Here is a 15,041-nt window from a genome sequence, read left to right on the forward strand (position 1 = left end):
AGGATAAACCTAGGGATCCTAGGAGTGTAGGGAGGATGCATGGCGCGGGCCAGGCTGACAGCGGAGCAGGTGACGATCGCGGGCGCCGAGCTGGCGGACGAGGTGGGGCTCGACCAGGTGACGATCGCGGAGGTGGCGCGGCGGCTCGGTGTGAAGGACGCCAGCCTCTACACCCACGTCCGCAGTCTGGAGGACCTGCGCGGACGGATCGCGCTGCTGGCGGCGGACGAAAAGACCGTCCAGATAGCGGATGCCACCGCGGGCCGGGCGGGCAAGGATGCGCTGGTCGCGTTCGCGAATGCCTGGCGGGAGTACGCCCGTGAGCATCCGGGTCGCTACATGGCGACGCAGACTCCGATCCAGATCGACCCGGAGCTGGCCGCAAAGGCGCCCGGGCCGCGGCGTGCGGTCGAGCTGACCTACAGCATGCTGCGTGCCTACGGACTGGAAGAGCCGGACCTGACCGACGCGGTCCGGGTGCTGCGCAGCACGTTCCACGGGTTTGTCGCCCTGGAGGCGGCGGGCGGGTTCGGGCATGAGCGCTCGCCGCAGGACTCGTGGGTCCGCGCACTCGACGCCCTGCACGTCCTCCTGGAGCACTGGCCCCCGTCCCGTGAAGGAGACCCGAAATGACCGACCCGACCAGCGGCAGCCTGCGCGTGAACGGCGCGACCCTGCACTACGAGGTGCGCGGCGAGGGCCCGCTCCTGCTTCTGATTCCCGGCGGGGCGGGCGATGCGGCCTCCTTCGACGGCGTCGCCGGCGACCTGGCCGCCGAGTACACAGTCGTGACCTACGACCCGCGTGGCATGTCCCGCAGCCCGCTGGACGATCCCGAGGCCGAGCAGCGGGTCGAGAAGCACGCCGACGACGCGTTCCGGATATTGGAGCTGCTGTCGCCCGACGAGCCCGCCCGCGTTTTCGGTGCCAGCTCGGGCGCGATCATCTCTCTGCACCTGCTCACCGCCCATCCCGAGCGCGTCGGACGCGTCGTGGCGCACGAGCCGCCGGTGGTGGAGGTGCTGCCGGATGCCGCCGAACATCGCGCGCTCATCGCGCGGGTGCGGGAGACATTCCGGACCGATGGGCTCATGCCGGCGATGGCCGTGTTCATGGCAGGTCTGAGGAAGGGCGGCGACACCACCGAACCCCCGGCCGAGATCAAGCTTCCGCCCCAGGCGGCGGCGAGGGCGGAGCGGACGATGGCCAACATGCCGTACTTCGTCGGGCGCATCGTGCCGAGCTTCATGTCGTATGCCCCGGACCTCGACCGGCTGGCGGCGCTGTCGGACCGGCTCGTGCTCGCGTGCGGCGAGGACTCGCGCGGCGAGCTCCCCTACCGCCCGGCCGCTTTCCTGGCCGAGCGTTACGGCGTGGAGCTCGTGCACTTCCCGGGCGGGCACACCGGCCTGACCACGCACCCCGCCGAGTTCGGCGAGCTCCTTCGCAAGGTCTTCCGCTCCTAGCCCCGAAGTCGTCACCGCCGCAGCCGGCCGGGCGGACCGAGGCGCGTCACCGCCGCGCCGACACCGGCGGCGGCCCATCGCACCCACCCGAGCAGATTTCACAGAGAACCGGGCTGTCACCGTCCCCGAAAAAGTGATATCAATTTGATAGCAAGATGAAGTCACGGAGAAGGGACGGACGATGGCGAACACATCGGGCGGGGCTGCACTTGAGGCCGCCGTCGTGGACATGCCCGCACCGCGCACGAGCGAGCACCCGGTGCGGGCGGCCAACGGGTTCGTGATGCTGGGGGTGGCGACGGCGCTGGAGCTGGCCGGGATCGCGCTGCTCGTCGTGGGAATCGTCATGCTCGCCTCGGGGGCCGGGCAGGGCGGCATGTGGGTGGTCATCGTGAGCATCCTGATGATCCTGCTCGGGTTCTTCATGTACTTCGGCCTCACCGCGGTGGCGCCGGGCGAGGCCAGGGTGGTGCAGCTGCTCGGCCGGTACGTCGGCACCCTGCGCACCCCCGGCTTCCAGTGGGTCAACCCGATCACGGTGCGCCGGCGGGTGTCCACGAGGATCCGCAACCACGAGACGGACGTGACGAAGGTCAACGACGCGGACGGCAACCCGATTCAGATCGCGACCGTGGTGGTCTGGCAGGTGCAGGACACCGCACAGGCGGTCTTCGAGGTGGACGACTTCGTGGAGTTCGTGGCCATCCAGGCGGAGACGGCCGTGCGGCACATCGCGGGCAGCTATCCGTACGACGCGCACGGCGACCCCAGGCTGTCCCTGCGGGACAACGCCGACGAGATCAACGAGCGGCTGTCCGCGGAGCTCGCGGCCAGGGTGGCCTCCGCCGGGGTGAAGGTCATCGAGTCCCGCATCATCCACCTGGCGTACGCGCCCGAGATCGCCCACGCCATGCTGCGCCGCCAGCAGGCGGGCGCAGTGGTGGCGGCCCGGCAGCGGATCGTCGACGGGGCGGTCGGCATGGTGGAGATGGCCCTGGCCAAGCTCGCCGAGCACAACGTGGTCGAGCTGGACGAGGAGCGCAAGGCGGCCATGGTGAGCAACCTGCTCGTGGTGCTGGTCGGTGACCGCGACACCCAGCCCGTGGTCAACACGGGCACGCTCTACCAGTAATCACCGTGGAGCGGAAGAAGATCCTGCTGCGCCTCGACCCGGTGGTTCACGACGCGCTGGCCAGGTGGGCGTCCGACGAGCTGCGCAGCACGAACTCCCAGATCGAGTTCCTGCTGCGCAGGGCTCTCTCCGAGGCCGGACGCCTGCCCGATGGGGTGGGGCGGATGCGCCCACGCGGACGGCCGAGGAAGGCGCCGGAGGATGACTCAGGGGACGACACAGATCAGGCGGAAGAAGAGGAGCGGGCGGATGGAGACGCAAGTGAAGCAGGGTGAGTCACTGACCCGATCGGCCTTCTTATTGGCCTTTGACCTGCGGAAGGAGAAGCTGACCCAGCGGGGCGAGCTGGGCTACCTGCTGCGCGCGGCCACCCTCGCCGAGCTGCTGCTGGCGGGCAACCTGGCGGACGAGTCGGGCAAGGCGCGAGCTCTCACCGCCCCGGCCGCCGAGCCGGGTTCCCTGCGGGCCGTGGTCTGGGAGCAGATCTCGAACTCGCCGCCCCGCTCGTGGCGGCGGTGGGTGCAGAAGGACAACGGCAAGGCGGTCCGCGTGGTAAGCGACGAGCTGGCGGCCGCCCGGATCATCAGGGTGGAGCGGCGCCGGATCCTGCTGTTCCCGGTTCAGCGGATCACGCTGCGCAAGGCGTACCTGTCGCGCAGGCTGGCCGAGCGCGTGGGCCGGGCCATCCGTGGCGGCCAGCCGGTCGGGCACCTGGACGAGGACGTCCGCGTCCTGGCGGCGCTGGCCACGGCGGCCCGGCTCAAGACGGTGGTTCCCTCCTGGTGGGAGACGCGTCTGCGCCGGGACCGGATCCAGCAGTTGTCCGCGCCCGTCGAGCCGATCGCGACCGCATTGCGCAAGAGCATCGAGGCGGCCAGGGCGGCGAGCGAAGCCGGCTGACACGACGAATCACGGCGGCTCCCACCGCCGGCTCTCGGAGCTCCAGCATCCGGAACGGGTCGGCTCCCCCTCCGGCTAATGTTGCTCCGCATGACGCACACCGAGATCGAGATCACCGCGGAGTTGGTGCGGGATCTGCTGCGTGACCAGCACCCCGACCTGGCCGATCTCCCTGTGAGGCTCGGCGCGCGGGGCTGGGACAACCAGCTGTGGCGGCTCGGCGACGACCTCGCCGTCCGGTTGCCCTGGGCGACGGAGTCCGCAGACGAGCTGCTGCTCAAGGAGCACACCTGGCTACCCACCCTCGCCCCGCGCCTTCCGCTGCCGGTTCCTTTCCCGCAACGCCTCGGCGAGCCCTCCGCGCGGTTTCCGCGACCCTGGATCGTCACCACCTGGGTGCCGGGCGAGCCCGCCGACCGCGCCCCCGTCACGCGCGGCGCCGAGGCGGCCGACGCCTTGGCCGCCTTCCTGACGGCACTGCACCAACCCGCCCCCGAACAGGCACCCGCCGGCCGGGACCGCGGAGGGCCGCTGGCCGATTACTCCGAGGGGTTCGTCAAGGGGCTCGCCTCGGCCACCGAGATGGGGTTGATCCCCGACCCGGACGCCGTCCGCGCGGTCTGGGACGACGCCGTCGCCGCGCCTGACTGGACAGGCCCGGCGCTATGGCTCCACGGTGACCTGCATCCGGCCAACGTCCTCACCACGGACGGCACCATCTGCGGCGTGATCGACTTCGGCGACCTCTTCGCGGGCGATCCGGCCGGCGACCTCGCCGCCGCTTGGAGCCTGCTGCCGGACGGCGCCGCCGACCGCTTTTATGACGCCTATCAGCCGGCCCCGGACGCCGCGACCCTGCGCCGCGCCCGCGGATGGGCGGTACGCCGCGCCCTCGGCGGCATCCATATCGGAGAAGCCGGCGTTCGCGGCCGCCCAGGCGGCAAGCCCACCTGGGGCCCACCCGCCCACGCCGCACTGCGACGCCTCATCGCCCCCGCGCCCGAGCAGGCCCAGGTCCCGTTCCCCAGTCCGCGACAACCGCGATGACGTACGACAGCGTGCGTGAGCTCGTCTTCCTGCGCAGCGGTCGCCTCGCCTGGCGCGAACGTCCGGCACCCCGCCTGGCCGAGCCCGGCGACGCCATCGCCCGCCCGTTCCTCGCCGGCCGCTGCGACGGCGACACCCTCCCGATCCACCGGCCGGTCTCACGAGCGCTCCAAGCCGGGATGGCGCTCGGCCTCGTCGACCCGATCGTCGGCACCATCTGCGGGAAGATCCCCTTCCAGGGGCCTTTCCCGATCGGCCACGAATGCGTCGCCGAAGTCGTCGCCGTCGGCTCCGGCGTGCGACAGATCCGGACCGGGCAGACCGTCGTCGTCCCTTGGGCGGTCTCCTGCGGCACCTGCCCCCGCTGCCTGACCGGCCTCACCTCCAAATGCGCCACCACCACCCGCGCCAGCCTCGCCGCCTACGGCTTCGGTCCCGCCAGCGGCCCGTGGGGCGGCATGGTCACCGACCAGATCCGCGTCCCCCACGCCGACCACATGCTCGTCCCCGTCCCCGACGGCGTTCTGCCGCTGCGCGTCGCCGCGGCCAGCGACAACCTCGCCGACGCCTGGCGAACCGTCGTCCCCCCGCTCACCCGCCGCGAAGGCGCAACGGTGCTCATCCTCGGCGGCGGCGCCAAGAGCATCGGCCTGTACGCCGCCGGCCTGGCCGCGGCCCACGGCGCCGCAACCGTCGACTACCTCGACGACGACCCCGGGCGACGCCAGATCGCCGAATCCCTCGGCGCCCAAGCCCGGCGGCTCACCACCACCACCACCATCGGCGGCGGCTACGACATCGTCGTCGAAGCCACCTCACGCGCGCCAGGCCTGCGCCGAGCGCTCAGCGCAACGGCTCCCGGCGGCGTGTGCACCGCGGTCGGCTACTACCTCGCCACCGGCACCCGCATCCCGCTCATGCACATGTACGCCACCGACATCACCCTCCGGGTAGGCGTCTCCCACGCCCGCGCCACTCTCCCCGACCTCCTGGAGTTCGTCCACCGCACCGGCTTTCCCGCCGAACGCGTCACCACCCTGCTCGCAGACTGGGACGACGCCCCCAGCGCCTACACCGCCAAGACGACCAAAGTGGTCCTCCAACGGGACCGGCTCACCGAGCAGGAGTAGGTCCCGGCACCGCTTCCAGCGCCCATCTGAGTACCGCGCCGTCGCCGCGCACCGGGAGGCCGCTGCGCGAGCATCGAACGAGCCCGGGCACGGCGTTCTCCACCCCGAAGTCGCGCTGACCGTTGGGGGCCGATGGCCTCACCTGCCGGCCCCGACCGGCTCGGCATCGGGACTGGCGGCTGGTGGGGCGGCGCTGCGCAGCGGGACCTGGCGGATGAAGAAGGCCACGACGATGCCGACTGCGGTCACGGCTGCACCCCAGGTGAACAGGGCGGTGATGCCGTCGGTGACGGCCTGCTGGAACAGGTGCCGCGCTGCTTCGGGCAGGGCACGCAGCGCTTGCGGGGTCATCGAGGCGGCGGAGGCGGCCACGCTCTGCGCGGCCGGCCCGGCACCGGCTAGGGAGTCGGCCAGCTGGCTGGTGTAGACGGCGCCGAGCAGGGAGACGCCGAGTGAGCTGCCCATGCTGCGCAGGAAGGTCGACACCCCGGTGCCCGCGCCCATGTCGCGCAGGTCGAGGCTGTTTTGGGCGATGAGGGTGCTCGTCTGCATCAGCGCGCCCATGCCGGCGCCCAGGACCACCATGTACAGGGCCGTCATCGTGGTGGTGGTGCCGAGGTCCATGGTGGCGAACAGCGCCAGGCCGGCGGTGACGAGGATGGTGCCGATGATGGGCCACGATTTGTAGTGCCCCGTCCGGCCGATCAGCGCGCCGCCGGCCAGGCTGACGATCATCGCGGCGATCATCATCGGCATGAGCAGCAGGCCGCTGTTGGTGGCCGAGGCGCCCTGGACGAACTGCTGGAACTGCGGCAGGAAGCCGATGGCGCCGAACATGGCGAAACCCGAGATGAAGGCTACGGCCCCGGCCAGGGAGAAGTTGCGGCTCTTGAAGACTCGCAGCGGCATGATGGGCTCGGCTGTCCGCCGCTGGACGATCACGAAGGCGACGAACCCGGCCACTGCCAGCGCCGCCAGGCCGAGGATCTGCGGCGAGCTCCAGTCGTACTGGGTGCCGCCCCAGCTGGTGATGAGCACCAGCGCGGTGATCCACACCGTCAGCAGCGCGGTGCCCCACCAGTCGATCACGGCCTTGCCGGTGCCCTTGGGCAGCTTGGCCAGGGTGATCCAGCACAGGACTAGGGTGATGACGCCGAGCGGCAGGTTGACGTAGAAGGCCCAGCGCCAGCTGAGGTTGTCGGTGATGAAGCCGCCGACGAGCGGGCCGCCGATCATCGCCACCGGCATGGCGGCCATCATCACGCCCTGGTATTTGCTGCGATCCCGCGGCGGGATCATCTCCCCGATGATCGACAGGACGCCGACCATCAGGCCGCCCGCTCCGAGGCCTTGCAGGGCGCGGAAGCCGATCAGCTGCGCCATGTCCTGCGACATCCCGCACAGGACCGAGCCGACCAGGAAGAGCGCCACGGCGGTGACGAAGGTGATGCGCCGGCCGTACAGGTCGCCGAGCTTGCCCCAGATCGGCGTGGCCACGGTGGAGGCCAGGACATAGCCGGTGGTCACCCAGGCCAGGTGGTTCAGGCCGCCCAGCTCGCCGACGATGGTCGGCAGCGCCGGAGCGACGATCATGTTGTCGAGCATCGCCAGCAGCATGGCGATGACCAGACCGCTCATCGTCACAAGGATCTGGCGATGACTGAACCCCAGTCCGCCTTGCTGCCCCGGCGTCGGGGGACTTGGTGCGTCCTTCGTGCTCTCTTCTGCCATCACGTGTGCTCCAGTCATTCGGATAGAGATACCGGCCGGTCGGTGAGCGTACTTGCTAGTCGACCGGTAAGTGATGGGGGAAAGGGTCTGGCCACGATCACGAGCGTTGTCGCGGCCGCATTGGCCTACCGGTCGGTTAGTAAGATACTTGCTAACCGACCGGTAAGCAACCGGGTGTAGACTTCGGGAGAGCTGAGCTTGGGAGCAAGGAAGAGCGATGACCGAGACGGAACAGGGGACGGCTCCGCGGCGCAAGGGCAGCCAGACGCGGGCCGACATCCAGCAGGCCGCGCTGACGCTGTTCACCGAGCGTGGCTACGACGCCACCTCGATGCGCGAGATCGCCGAGCAGATCGGCATCACCAAGGCAGCGCTCTACTACCATTTCGACAGCAAAGAGGCGATCGTCCTCAGCCTCTTCCAAGAGAACATGCGCGCGCTCGACGACCTGCTGGACTGGGCCGCAGGCCAGCCGCTGACTCCCGAGCTGTCCGCCGAGTTCCTGGGCCGCTGGATCGTCCAGGGCGCCCGGGAGGGACTGCGGACCATGCGGTTCGTCGCCGCCAACCATGCCGCGCTGCGCACGGTGATGCCGCTGCGGCAGGGCGGCCCGCTGGACCGGGTCGACAGGGCGGCACGGCTCCTCCTCGGCCCCGACGCGCCGCTGGATGAGCGCCTGCGCATCCGCATGGCCCTGCTCAGCGTGCACAACGCCGTGATGGCGTCCCGGGGCACCGAGGCCACGGACGACGACATCCTCGCCATCGCCATGCACGCGGCGACTTTGCTGGTCGGCGACCTGTTCCCGGCGCCGCGTTTCCCCGTTTCCGAGTAAGCGCCGCTTGCGACGGCCCGAGCTCCTGCTCGACCACCCGCCTGCCGGCCTGGGTGAGCGGTGCTCAGTCGGGACGTCTGGCTGCCCGGGTGTGCAGGTCCCGCATCTCCTTGTCGAGGGGTGGCACCGGCCCTATGACAGGGATGTCGGGTGCGATCTCAGTGATCGGCAGGCTTCGCACGGGTGAGGCGGGGCGCCCGAGCGCTGTGCGCCACTCGGCGAGCTGTGCGGCGGAGTGGATGTAGATGATCCGGCCCAGCCCGACCCAGGCATGAGCCGCCGAGCACATCGGGCAGTGCTCGCCCGACGTGTATACCGTGGCAGTTGATCGCTGCCGTGGCGTGAGGTTCGCTGCCGCCCACCGGGATAGGGCGATCTCGGGGTGGGCGGTCGGGTCATTGGTGGTGGCCTCGCGGTTGCGGTCCTCAGCCAAGACGGCTCCATCGGCGTCCGTGAGAACGGATCCGAACGGGTCGTCGCCCGCATCGAGGGCTTCGGTGGCGAGCTCGATGCAACGGCGTAGATGCGTGAGGTCAGTGGATGTGAGATTGTCGACGGTCATCGTGGTCCTCCCCGGTTTCATGCAAGCCTGAGTTCTCCGCGACCCGTGACGATCCCGGACCCCGAGATCCGTACCCGGTCGCCGTTGACCTCGACCTGGATCCGGCTGGGCCGCCCGAGCTCATGGCCTTGCTCGATGACGACCAGACCCCCATCGACCCGCTGTGTCCGAGTGAGCAGGGCGGCGAGCGGGCCCGCAGCCGTGCCGGTGGCCGGATCCTCGACGATGCCCACGGTGGGATTGAAGAACCGGCTGTAGGCGTCCGCCTTGGGCTCCCCGGGTGCGATGGTGTAGACGTAGCAGCCTTCGGCGCCCGCCTCGGCCAGGATCGCAGCCAAGGCCCGAGGCTCGACAGCGGTGCCGTCGACAGCCGGGCGATCGACCAGCGGGACGAGCAAGTGGGCCACTCCCGTGGAGCCGACCTGCGCCGGCTGATCAGGTGAAAGGTTCTCGGGCCTGAGTCCGAGTGCGGCAGCGAGGCGACGTGCGTCCTCGACCACGGGCCCGAACACGGGTGCGGACTGCTCCATCACAATCCGGACACCTCCCCCGGGCTGGCGGACGACCTCCACCGGCAGTACGTCCCCGCCGATCTCCTGCATCAGTGTCCGTGATGGTTCATCTCCGGTCAGTCCCTGATCGACGAGCCACAGCCAGGCGCCGAGTGCGTTGTGGCCGGCACCGTCGACTTCGGCGCCGATGGGAGTGAACGACCGCAGCCGCCACGCGGCAGCCGGTTGGGTGGGCTGGAGCAGGAAGGTGGTCTCGGATTGGTTGAACTCGCGGGCGATGGCGCGCATCTGGTCCACGGTCAATCCGTCCGCGTCCGGCACCAGCGCCAGCGGGTTACCGGTCAGCGGGCGCTCAGCGAAGACATCAATGAAGAAGAACGGTGTCCATGTCGTCATGAGGTCAAGGTTAGGGATCTCGAATGGGTGTCACACCCCAAATCACCAGTCGGCAGTCTGCTGGACGACGTGGACCGTGCCCTGATCGCCGCCATCCAGACCGACGGCCGCGCGACCCTGGCCAGCAAGTGCGGGATGTACGTGCGCGTGGCTCAGCGGCGCAGTGACACGATTGAGCGTCCACGGTTCAACGTCGTCATCCGTGGCTACCCGGGCACGGTCGTCGTCTGCTCGGCGGCCGGTGGTCGACTCAGCCATTGGTGAAGTATCGGTCGAAGCAATAGGATTGGTCGCCGCCCTGGACGTAGATGCAGATATGGAACCTCGCTGGGCCGTCCAGCAAACTGACGTTCCAGCTGCGTGATGTCCCGTCATTGACGTAACGGGAGTTCCGAACCGTCCACGTTCCATCCGCCCGCCGGCTCGAGGTCGTTATCAGCACCCCATAGCCGTCACGGTTATCGTGGACAAACACTTCGTTGTTGTCCGTTCCGCCAGAACTCTGGTACCGATCCACGAAGCCCGCGGTTCCGCCATAGGTGCCGCCCGCGGCGGCGGGCTTGTCGTAGTACAGGGTGAAGGTTGAGGCTTGTGCGGGAGTTGCCAAGGCCAGGAGCGTGGCCAAGGCCGCGGCCGATACGGCAAGGATTTGCCGTGTACTCTTCCAATGAGCCTTCTGTTGCGCCTTCGACATCTTTACGGTCCTTTCCGAGCTCGACTAGTACACGTCGCTGGATAACACGTGCTGAGCGAATCACACCTCAGGCGTCACGGACTCCTGGGTGATGACGAGCGCTTCCGTGGCGAGCGCCACGCTCAGCAATTTGCTTCGCGTCCTGGAACCCCTTTCGATGTGGTGGGCCGAATTTACGCGAGCGTAATGGAGGTCGGAATATTTCTGGAATATGGCCGGCCATCCGGCGAGCAGGTGGGGCCGGTATTGGATCTTCTTGAGCTGGCCGCCTCCAAAGCCCGCTCGACCGTGTGACCTTCCTCGACCCCGACGTGGCTGGTGACAAGTCGGTCACCGCCGCGGTCCAGCGGGTGATCGAGCGGTTCGGGCGGATTGACGTGCTGGTCAATGCTGAGCAGAGACGAGGCGCTGAGGGGCTGCCCTTTCGGATTTAGGAGAGGCGAGCCGGTCTCCGGCTGGGATACCTCACGTGTACCGAAGATGTTCTGTGCATATTCCGCCCTACGGCATTGTGGCGGACGGTCACTCGGTTGACCGTGCTGGGCTCCACAGGATGCGACGACACCGGGGATGGGAATGTTCATGCGCAAAGGACAACGGCTCGCGTGGTTCATGGCGTCGGCGATGCTCGCTTTGGGGATAGTGGTCGGAGGCGGCGGGATGTCGACCGCCAGCGCCGACGAGATCAGGCCCTACCTCTACTGGTCGGAGACCAGGGGTCAATGTGGTGGTGTGTGGACGAACTACCTCGGGACGCGGACCTACGACCCGAACACGCACAGCGTCAAGCGGCTGAAGAGGACTGAGACGACGTCGAGCAGCATGACGAAGATCTACAACCAGAACGGCGTACGTCAGGCCAAGGTGTACGACGTTTGCACGCACGGACGCATCATCCGCAAGTTCAATCCGTCGGCTTATAGGCACCGGTCGATCAAGGTGAGCTACGTCTGTTACTCCGGTCGCTGCCGAGTCACCAGCGCCCTCTACGGCAGCTGGCTGAGCGGGACTGGCACCCCGCTGTAGCGAATCATCCGCCCTCTCGCCTCCGCGGGTCAGCGGACGGTGCGGGGGCGGATGGCGCCGGCTTCCTCCCCTCGCCTTAGTGGGCGTTTGATTTGAGTAGATTGCGGCTTATGTTCTATGTATAGGCGGACGTGTTCTCCTGATTTACTACGCGGGCCATGGCATCGTGATCGGCGGCCAGTCCCCATGGCCGGAGTTTGAGCGTTCGTGATCTTGTCTTTGCTGGTCATGTGACTCGTGGTCGGGTCGTTCGGGGGACCGGCGGGTGCGGGGATGGTGCTGCGGGCCACGCGGTAGGTGGTCCTGGGGTTTCACGCGGGGAATGGCACCGCCGACCGTCAGTTGGCGGTCGTCAACGGCGACGTGTCGCCGAAGAGCCAGGCTGCCCTTCACGCGCGAGCCGGTCGTCCAGCGTTCTCGCGTCGTTCTCGTGCGAGATCCCGCGGAACAGTTCGCGGGCTTCGTTCCAAATGTTTGTGGCCGTCTGATGGTCGCCGGCGGCGTCGTGGGCGTCGCCGAGGGCGCAGAGCGTCCGCGCCAGGTAGGGGATCGAGCCGCGGGTCCGCCACATCCGGACCGAGCGTTCGAGGGTGGCGATGGCGGCGGGCAGGTCTCCTTCGGCCAGGTCCAACTGCCCGAGAACGCTGAGCGCGTCGGCGAGATAATGGCCGAAGTTGCCGTCCTCGCTGTAAGCCAGCGTCAGTTCGGCGGTCGCCCTGGCCCGCTCGTCCCCGACCGTGGCGAACAGCTTCGAGAGGTAGAGCAGCGAGAACGTCTCCAGATAGCGGTAGTTCAACCGCCGTGCCATTTCCAGGGACCTCTCCAGCAGTTCCTGGCCGCCCGCGATGTCACCGCAGAACGATTTCGCCGCGCCGAGGAACTGGGTGATCGTCGTGGTGTAGTGAGGGTTGCCGAGCGCCTCGGCGACCTTCGTGGCCTCCTCCAGGACCGAGAGCGCCCCTTGAGGGTCGTCCTCGCCGTGGATGATCGCCATCACGTGATAGGCCCGCGCCTGGCCGCCGAGGTAGTCCGCGTCGGCGGCCGTCCGCAGAGCGCGCTCCGCCAGGGCGAGCGCTTGTGCACCACCGTTCCCGTCGGCCGTCATGCTCCAGGCGAGGGTCGCCAAGGCGTCGGCCATCCCGATCGGATCGTTCAGCATGGTGAACAGGCCGAGGAGCTGCGAAGCGCCGGCCCGCATCCGTGTCATTGCCGGTCCGGGGCCCGGCGGTGAGTTCCAGGTGGTGACCTCCAGGAGGCCGCGCATCAGCACGGCCTCGCCGCGCTTGTCGCCGGTCTCACGGCAGAGCGCGAGCGCCTGCTCGTGCATGCGCTGCCAGCCGTCGTACACGCCGCGCACGTTGAGGTACGTCTCGGTGGACCCCGCGAGGTCCCATGCGAGTTGGGTCAGGCGCGCCTCGCACGCTTGGGCGACCCCGGCCATCAGCGCGGCGTGCTCCGCGCCGAACCAGGCCATCGGGTCGGCCAGCAGCGGGCCGGAGACCGCCGCGGGCAGCCGCCATCGCGGAGCACGGCTGTGCATGCGTGCGTAGCAGGGGCCCGGTACGTGCTCCACCGCGACCTCCGCCAGCGCCAGCCACGCACCCAGGGCCCGCTGGAGCGCGGCCTGGCGCTCGGGTTCCGAATCCTCGCGCTGCGCCCGCTCACGCGCGTACAACCGGATCAGGTCGTGGAACCGATACCTGAGCCTGCCCGTCTCGTCCGTCCCGGTGAGGTTCAGCAGATGAGCGTCGACCAGGGTCTCGATCTCGTGTTCCGCCTGCCGTACCGGCACGTCCAGGAGGGCCGCCACCGCCCAGGAGGCGAAATCGGGCGCGTCGAGCAGTCCGGCCAGCCGGAAGGCCCGCTGCGCGCCCGCGGGAAGCGTCCGGTAGCTCATCTCGAAACCCGCGCGGATGTCGAGGTCGCCCGCCACGAGTTCGTCCAGCCGGTGCCGTTCCTCCCCGAGGACGCCGGCGAGGTGGGACAGACTCCATTGCCTTCTGCCGAGGAGCCTGGCCGCCGAGATGCGGACCGCCAGCGGTACCCGGCCGCACAATCGGGTGATCTCCAGAGCGGCGTCCGGGTCGTCCTGGACGCGTTCGTCGCCGATGATCCTTCTCAGCAGGCCCATGGCCTGGGCCGACGGCAGGACGTCGAGTTCCAGCAGGCGCGCGCCCTCGAGACCGACCAGCCGGACACGTCCGGTGAGGAGCACGGCCGTGCCGGGAGCTCCGGGCAGGAGCGGCCGCACCTGCTCCTCCCCGGCGACATTGTCGAGCAGGATGAGAATTCTGCGTCCGGCCAGGCAGCTCCGGTAGAAGGCCACGCGTTCTTCGAGGGAGCCGGGTATGCCGGTGGTGCTGATGCCCAGTGCGAACAGGAACCGGCTGAGCACGTCCTCTGGGCGGGCAGGGTCGGCGGAGGCGCCGCGCAGGTCCGCGTAGAGCTGGCCGTCGGGAAAGTGACCCGCGATCCGGTGCGCGACGTGCACGGCGAGCGTGGTTTTGCCCAGGCCTCCCAGACCCGCGATGCTGGCCATGGCGACGGTGCCCGGCCGCGGTTTGGTGAGGGCCTCGGTGAGGTCCGCCACCTCGTCGTCTCTGCCCGTGAAATCCGCGATGTCCGGCGGCAACTCGGCGGGGGTGAGGGCCGCCTGAGGGTCAGGCATCGGGGCCGTGGCATGGACGGGACTGTCGGCGGGCAGGGCACGCATGTGGGCGTGCTGTACGTTCTCGCTCGGCTCGATGCCCAGATCATCCGGCACACGCGCGGCAAGGTCACGGTGGGCCCGTGTGGCCTCCGCCGGGGAGCCCGTGATCGTTGCCATGACGCGAGGAACGAGGTCGAGTGAGGGGTCCTGAGTGAGGATTCTCTGATGCATGTCGTGCAACTCTTCGGCCGGGTCCAGACCGGTCTCCTCGACCAGGATCTTGCGGGCACGCGTGTATTCGGCGAGCGCGTCCGCCCGCCGGCCACAGCGGTACAGCGCCAGCATCAGCTGCGCGCGCAGCCGCTCCCGCAGTGGGTACTGCCTGGTGAGCGCGGTCAGCTCGCCTAACAGCCCGGCGTGGCGTCCCAGCCTCAGGTCCACGGCGATCCGCGACTGCAGGACCGACAGGCGGACCTCGTCCAGCCGCGCGGCCTCCGCGGCCAGCATCGGGACATCGGTCATGCCGACGAACGCGGGCCCGCGCCAGAGACTCAGCGCCTCGTGCAGGCGGCGGGTCGCCTCCTCCGGCTCGCCGGTGGCCTCCACCGCCTGCCCTGAGCCGGCCAAGTTCTCGAACCTCGCCGCATCCAGCTCGTCCCGGGCCACCCGTACCAGATAGCCGGGGCCCTGCCGCACGACGCGAGCCCGGTCGCCCAGGTGCCGCCGGAGCCGGTGGACGTAGGTCTGCACATTCTTGGTGGCGCTCTTCGGAGGGGTGTTCCCCCACAGTGCCACGGCCAGTTGATCTTCCGACACCGGGTTACCCGCTTGGCACAGCAGAACCGCTAACAGCACCCGCGCCTTAGGCGTGCCGAGATCGAGCTGCTCACCCTCTCGCCACACCGCCAGCGGACCTAGTATCCCAAACTTCATCGTGCCCCCTCGGCTGGGACGCACTGT

The 15,041-nt window shown here is 69.2% G+C and carries 17 protein-coding genes; 12 read left to right on the forward strand and 5 right to left on the reverse strand.

Annotated elements, in window-relative coordinates:
- Positions 1-39 precede the first annotated feature (39 nt).
- From OHA25_RS16000 to OHA25_RS16030, 7 genes are all read left to right on the forward strand, one after another.
- On the forward strand, positions 40-633 hold the full coding sequence (locus OHA25_RS16000) for a TetR/AcrR family transcriptional regulator (RefSeq protein WP_327588355.1): 594 nt from the start codon (positions 40-42) through the stop codon (positions 631-633).
- The gene (locus OHA25_RS16005; protein ID WP_327588356.1) at positions 630-1,466 is read left to right on the forward strand and encodes an alpha/beta fold hydrolase; all 837 of its coding nucleotides are present in this window, start codon (positions 630-632) and stop codon (positions 1,464-1,466) included. Before OHA25_RS16000 ends, OHA25_RS16005 begins: the two co-directional genes overlap by 4 nt.
- Before the next feature lie 181 nt (positions 1,467-1,647).
- Positions 1,648-2,598, forward strand: coding sequence for an SPFH domain-containing protein (locus OHA25_RS16010; protein WP_327588357.1), 951 nt, complete (start codon positions 1,648-1,650; stop codon positions 2,596-2,598).
- A 5-nt stretch (positions 2,599-2,603) separates the two neighbouring features.
- Positions 2,604-2,873, forward strand: coding sequence for a hypothetical protein (locus OHA25_RS16015; RefSeq protein ID WP_442942115.1), 270 nt, complete (start codon positions 2,604-2,606; stop codon positions 2,871-2,873).
- Positions 2,848-3,498: a GPP34 family phosphoprotein gene (locus OHA25_RS16020; protein ID WP_327588358.1), complete on the forward strand. Its 651-nt coding sequence runs from the start codon at positions 2,848-2,850 to the stop codon at positions 3,496-3,498. Before OHA25_RS16015 ends, OHA25_RS16020 begins: the two co-directional genes overlap by 26 nt.
- Before the next feature lie 90 nt (positions 3,499-3,588).
- Positions 3,589-4,545: an aminoglycoside phosphotransferase family protein gene (locus tag OHA25_RS16025; protein ID WP_327588359.1), complete on the forward strand. Its 957-nt coding sequence runs from the start codon at positions 3,589-3,591 to the stop codon at positions 4,543-4,545.
- Entirely contained in the window at positions 4,542-5,675 is a 1,134-nt protein-coding gene (locus tag OHA25_RS16030; protein ID WP_327588360.1) for a zinc-dependent alcohol dehydrogenase, read from the forward strand. The genes OHA25_RS16025 and OHA25_RS16030 overlap by 4 nt, the downstream gene beginning before the upstream one ends.
- Before the next feature lie 138 nt (positions 5,676-5,813).
- On the opposite strand, the gene OHA25_RS16035 is transcribed toward OHA25_RS16030, so the two are convergent.
- On the reverse strand, positions 5,814-7,313 hold the full coding sequence (locus tag OHA25_RS16035; protein WP_327588361.1) for an MDR family MFS transporter: 1,500 nt from the start codon (positions 7,311-7,313) through the stop codon (positions 5,814-5,816).
- A gap of 310 nt (positions 7,314-7,623) precedes the next feature.
- Between OHA25_RS16035 and OHA25_RS16040 the strand changes: the two genes are divergently transcribed.
- Positions 7,624-8,241 carry a TetR/AcrR family transcriptional regulator gene (locus tag OHA25_RS16040; RefSeq protein WP_327588362.1) on the forward strand — a complete coding sequence of 206 codons (618 nt, stop codon included), beginning with the start codon at positions 7,624-7,626 and terminating at the stop codon, positions 8,239-8,241.
- Positions 8,242-8,305: 64 nt separating this feature from the next.
- On the opposite strand, the gene OHA25_RS16045 is transcribed toward OHA25_RS16040, so the two are convergent.
- Together OHA25_RS16045 and OHA25_RS16050 are read right to left on the reverse strand one after the other, a co-directional pair.
- Positions 8,306-8,803 (reverse strand): nucleoside deaminase, encoded by a 498-nt coding sequence (locus OHA25_RS16045; protein ID WP_327588363.1) that lies wholly within the window; start codon positions 8,801-8,803, stop codon positions 8,306-8,308.
- 17 nt (positions 8,804-8,820) lie between these two features.
- Positions 8,821-9,711, reverse strand: coding sequence for a PhzF family phenazine biosynthesis protein (locus OHA25_RS16050; RefSeq protein WP_327588364.1), 891 nt, complete (start codon positions 9,709-9,711; stop codon positions 8,821-8,823).
- Between the two features lie 69 nt (positions 9,712-9,780).
- On the opposite strand from OHA25_RS16050, the gene OHA25_RS16055 reads away from it, so the two are divergent.
- Positions 9,781-9,975 (forward strand): hypothetical protein, encoded by a 195-nt coding sequence (locus OHA25_RS16055; protein ID WP_327588365.1) that lies wholly within the window; start codon positions 9,781-9,783, stop codon positions 9,973-9,975.
- Here OHA25_RS16055 and OHA25_RS16060 read toward each other — a convergent pair.
- On the reverse strand, positions 9,962-10,405 hold the full coding sequence (locus tag OHA25_RS16060; RefSeq protein ID WP_327588366.1) for a hypothetical protein: 444 nt from the start codon (positions 10,403-10,405) through the stop codon (positions 9,962-9,964). The genes OHA25_RS16055 and OHA25_RS16060 overlap by 14 nt on opposite strands.
- Positions 10,406-10,453: 48 nt before the next feature.
- Between OHA25_RS16060 and OHA25_RS16065 the strand changes: the two genes are divergently transcribed.
- The 3 genes from OHA25_RS16065 (at position 10,454) to OHA25_RS16075 (ending at position 11,431) form a co-directional block, all read left to right on the forward strand.
- The gene (locus tag OHA25_RS16065) at positions 10,454-10,699 is read left to right on the forward strand and encodes a hypothetical protein (RefSeq protein ID WP_327588367.1); all 246 of its coding nucleotides are present in this window, start codon (positions 10,454-10,456) and stop codon (positions 10,697-10,699) included.
- On the forward strand, positions 10,696-10,839 hold the full coding sequence (locus OHA25_RS16070; RefSeq protein ID WP_327588368.1) for a hypothetical protein: 144 nt from the start codon (positions 10,696-10,698) through the stop codon (positions 10,837-10,839). Before OHA25_RS16065 ends, OHA25_RS16070 begins: the two co-directional genes overlap by 4 nt.
- A gap of 148 nt (positions 10,840-10,987) precedes the next feature.
- Positions 10,988-11,431 carry a hypothetical protein gene (locus tag OHA25_RS16075; RefSeq protein ID WP_327588369.1) on the forward strand — a complete coding sequence of 148 codons (444 nt, stop codon included), beginning with the start codon at positions 10,988-10,990 and terminating at the stop codon, positions 11,429-11,431.
- 352 nt (positions 11,432-11,783) lie between these two features.
- Here OHA25_RS16075 and OHA25_RS16080 read toward each other — a convergent pair whose 3' ends face one another.
- Positions 11,784-15,014, reverse strand: coding sequence for an AfsR/SARP family transcriptional regulator (locus OHA25_RS16080; RefSeq protein WP_327588370.1), 3,231 nt, complete (start codon positions 15,012-15,014; stop codon positions 11,784-11,786).
- Positions 15,015-15,041 lie beyond the last annotated feature (27 nt).

This window comes from Nonomuraea sp. NBC_00507 (assembly GCF_036013525.1).
Classification (GTDB): Bacteria; Actinomycetota; Actinomycetes; order Streptosporangiales; family Streptosporangiaceae; genus Nonomuraea.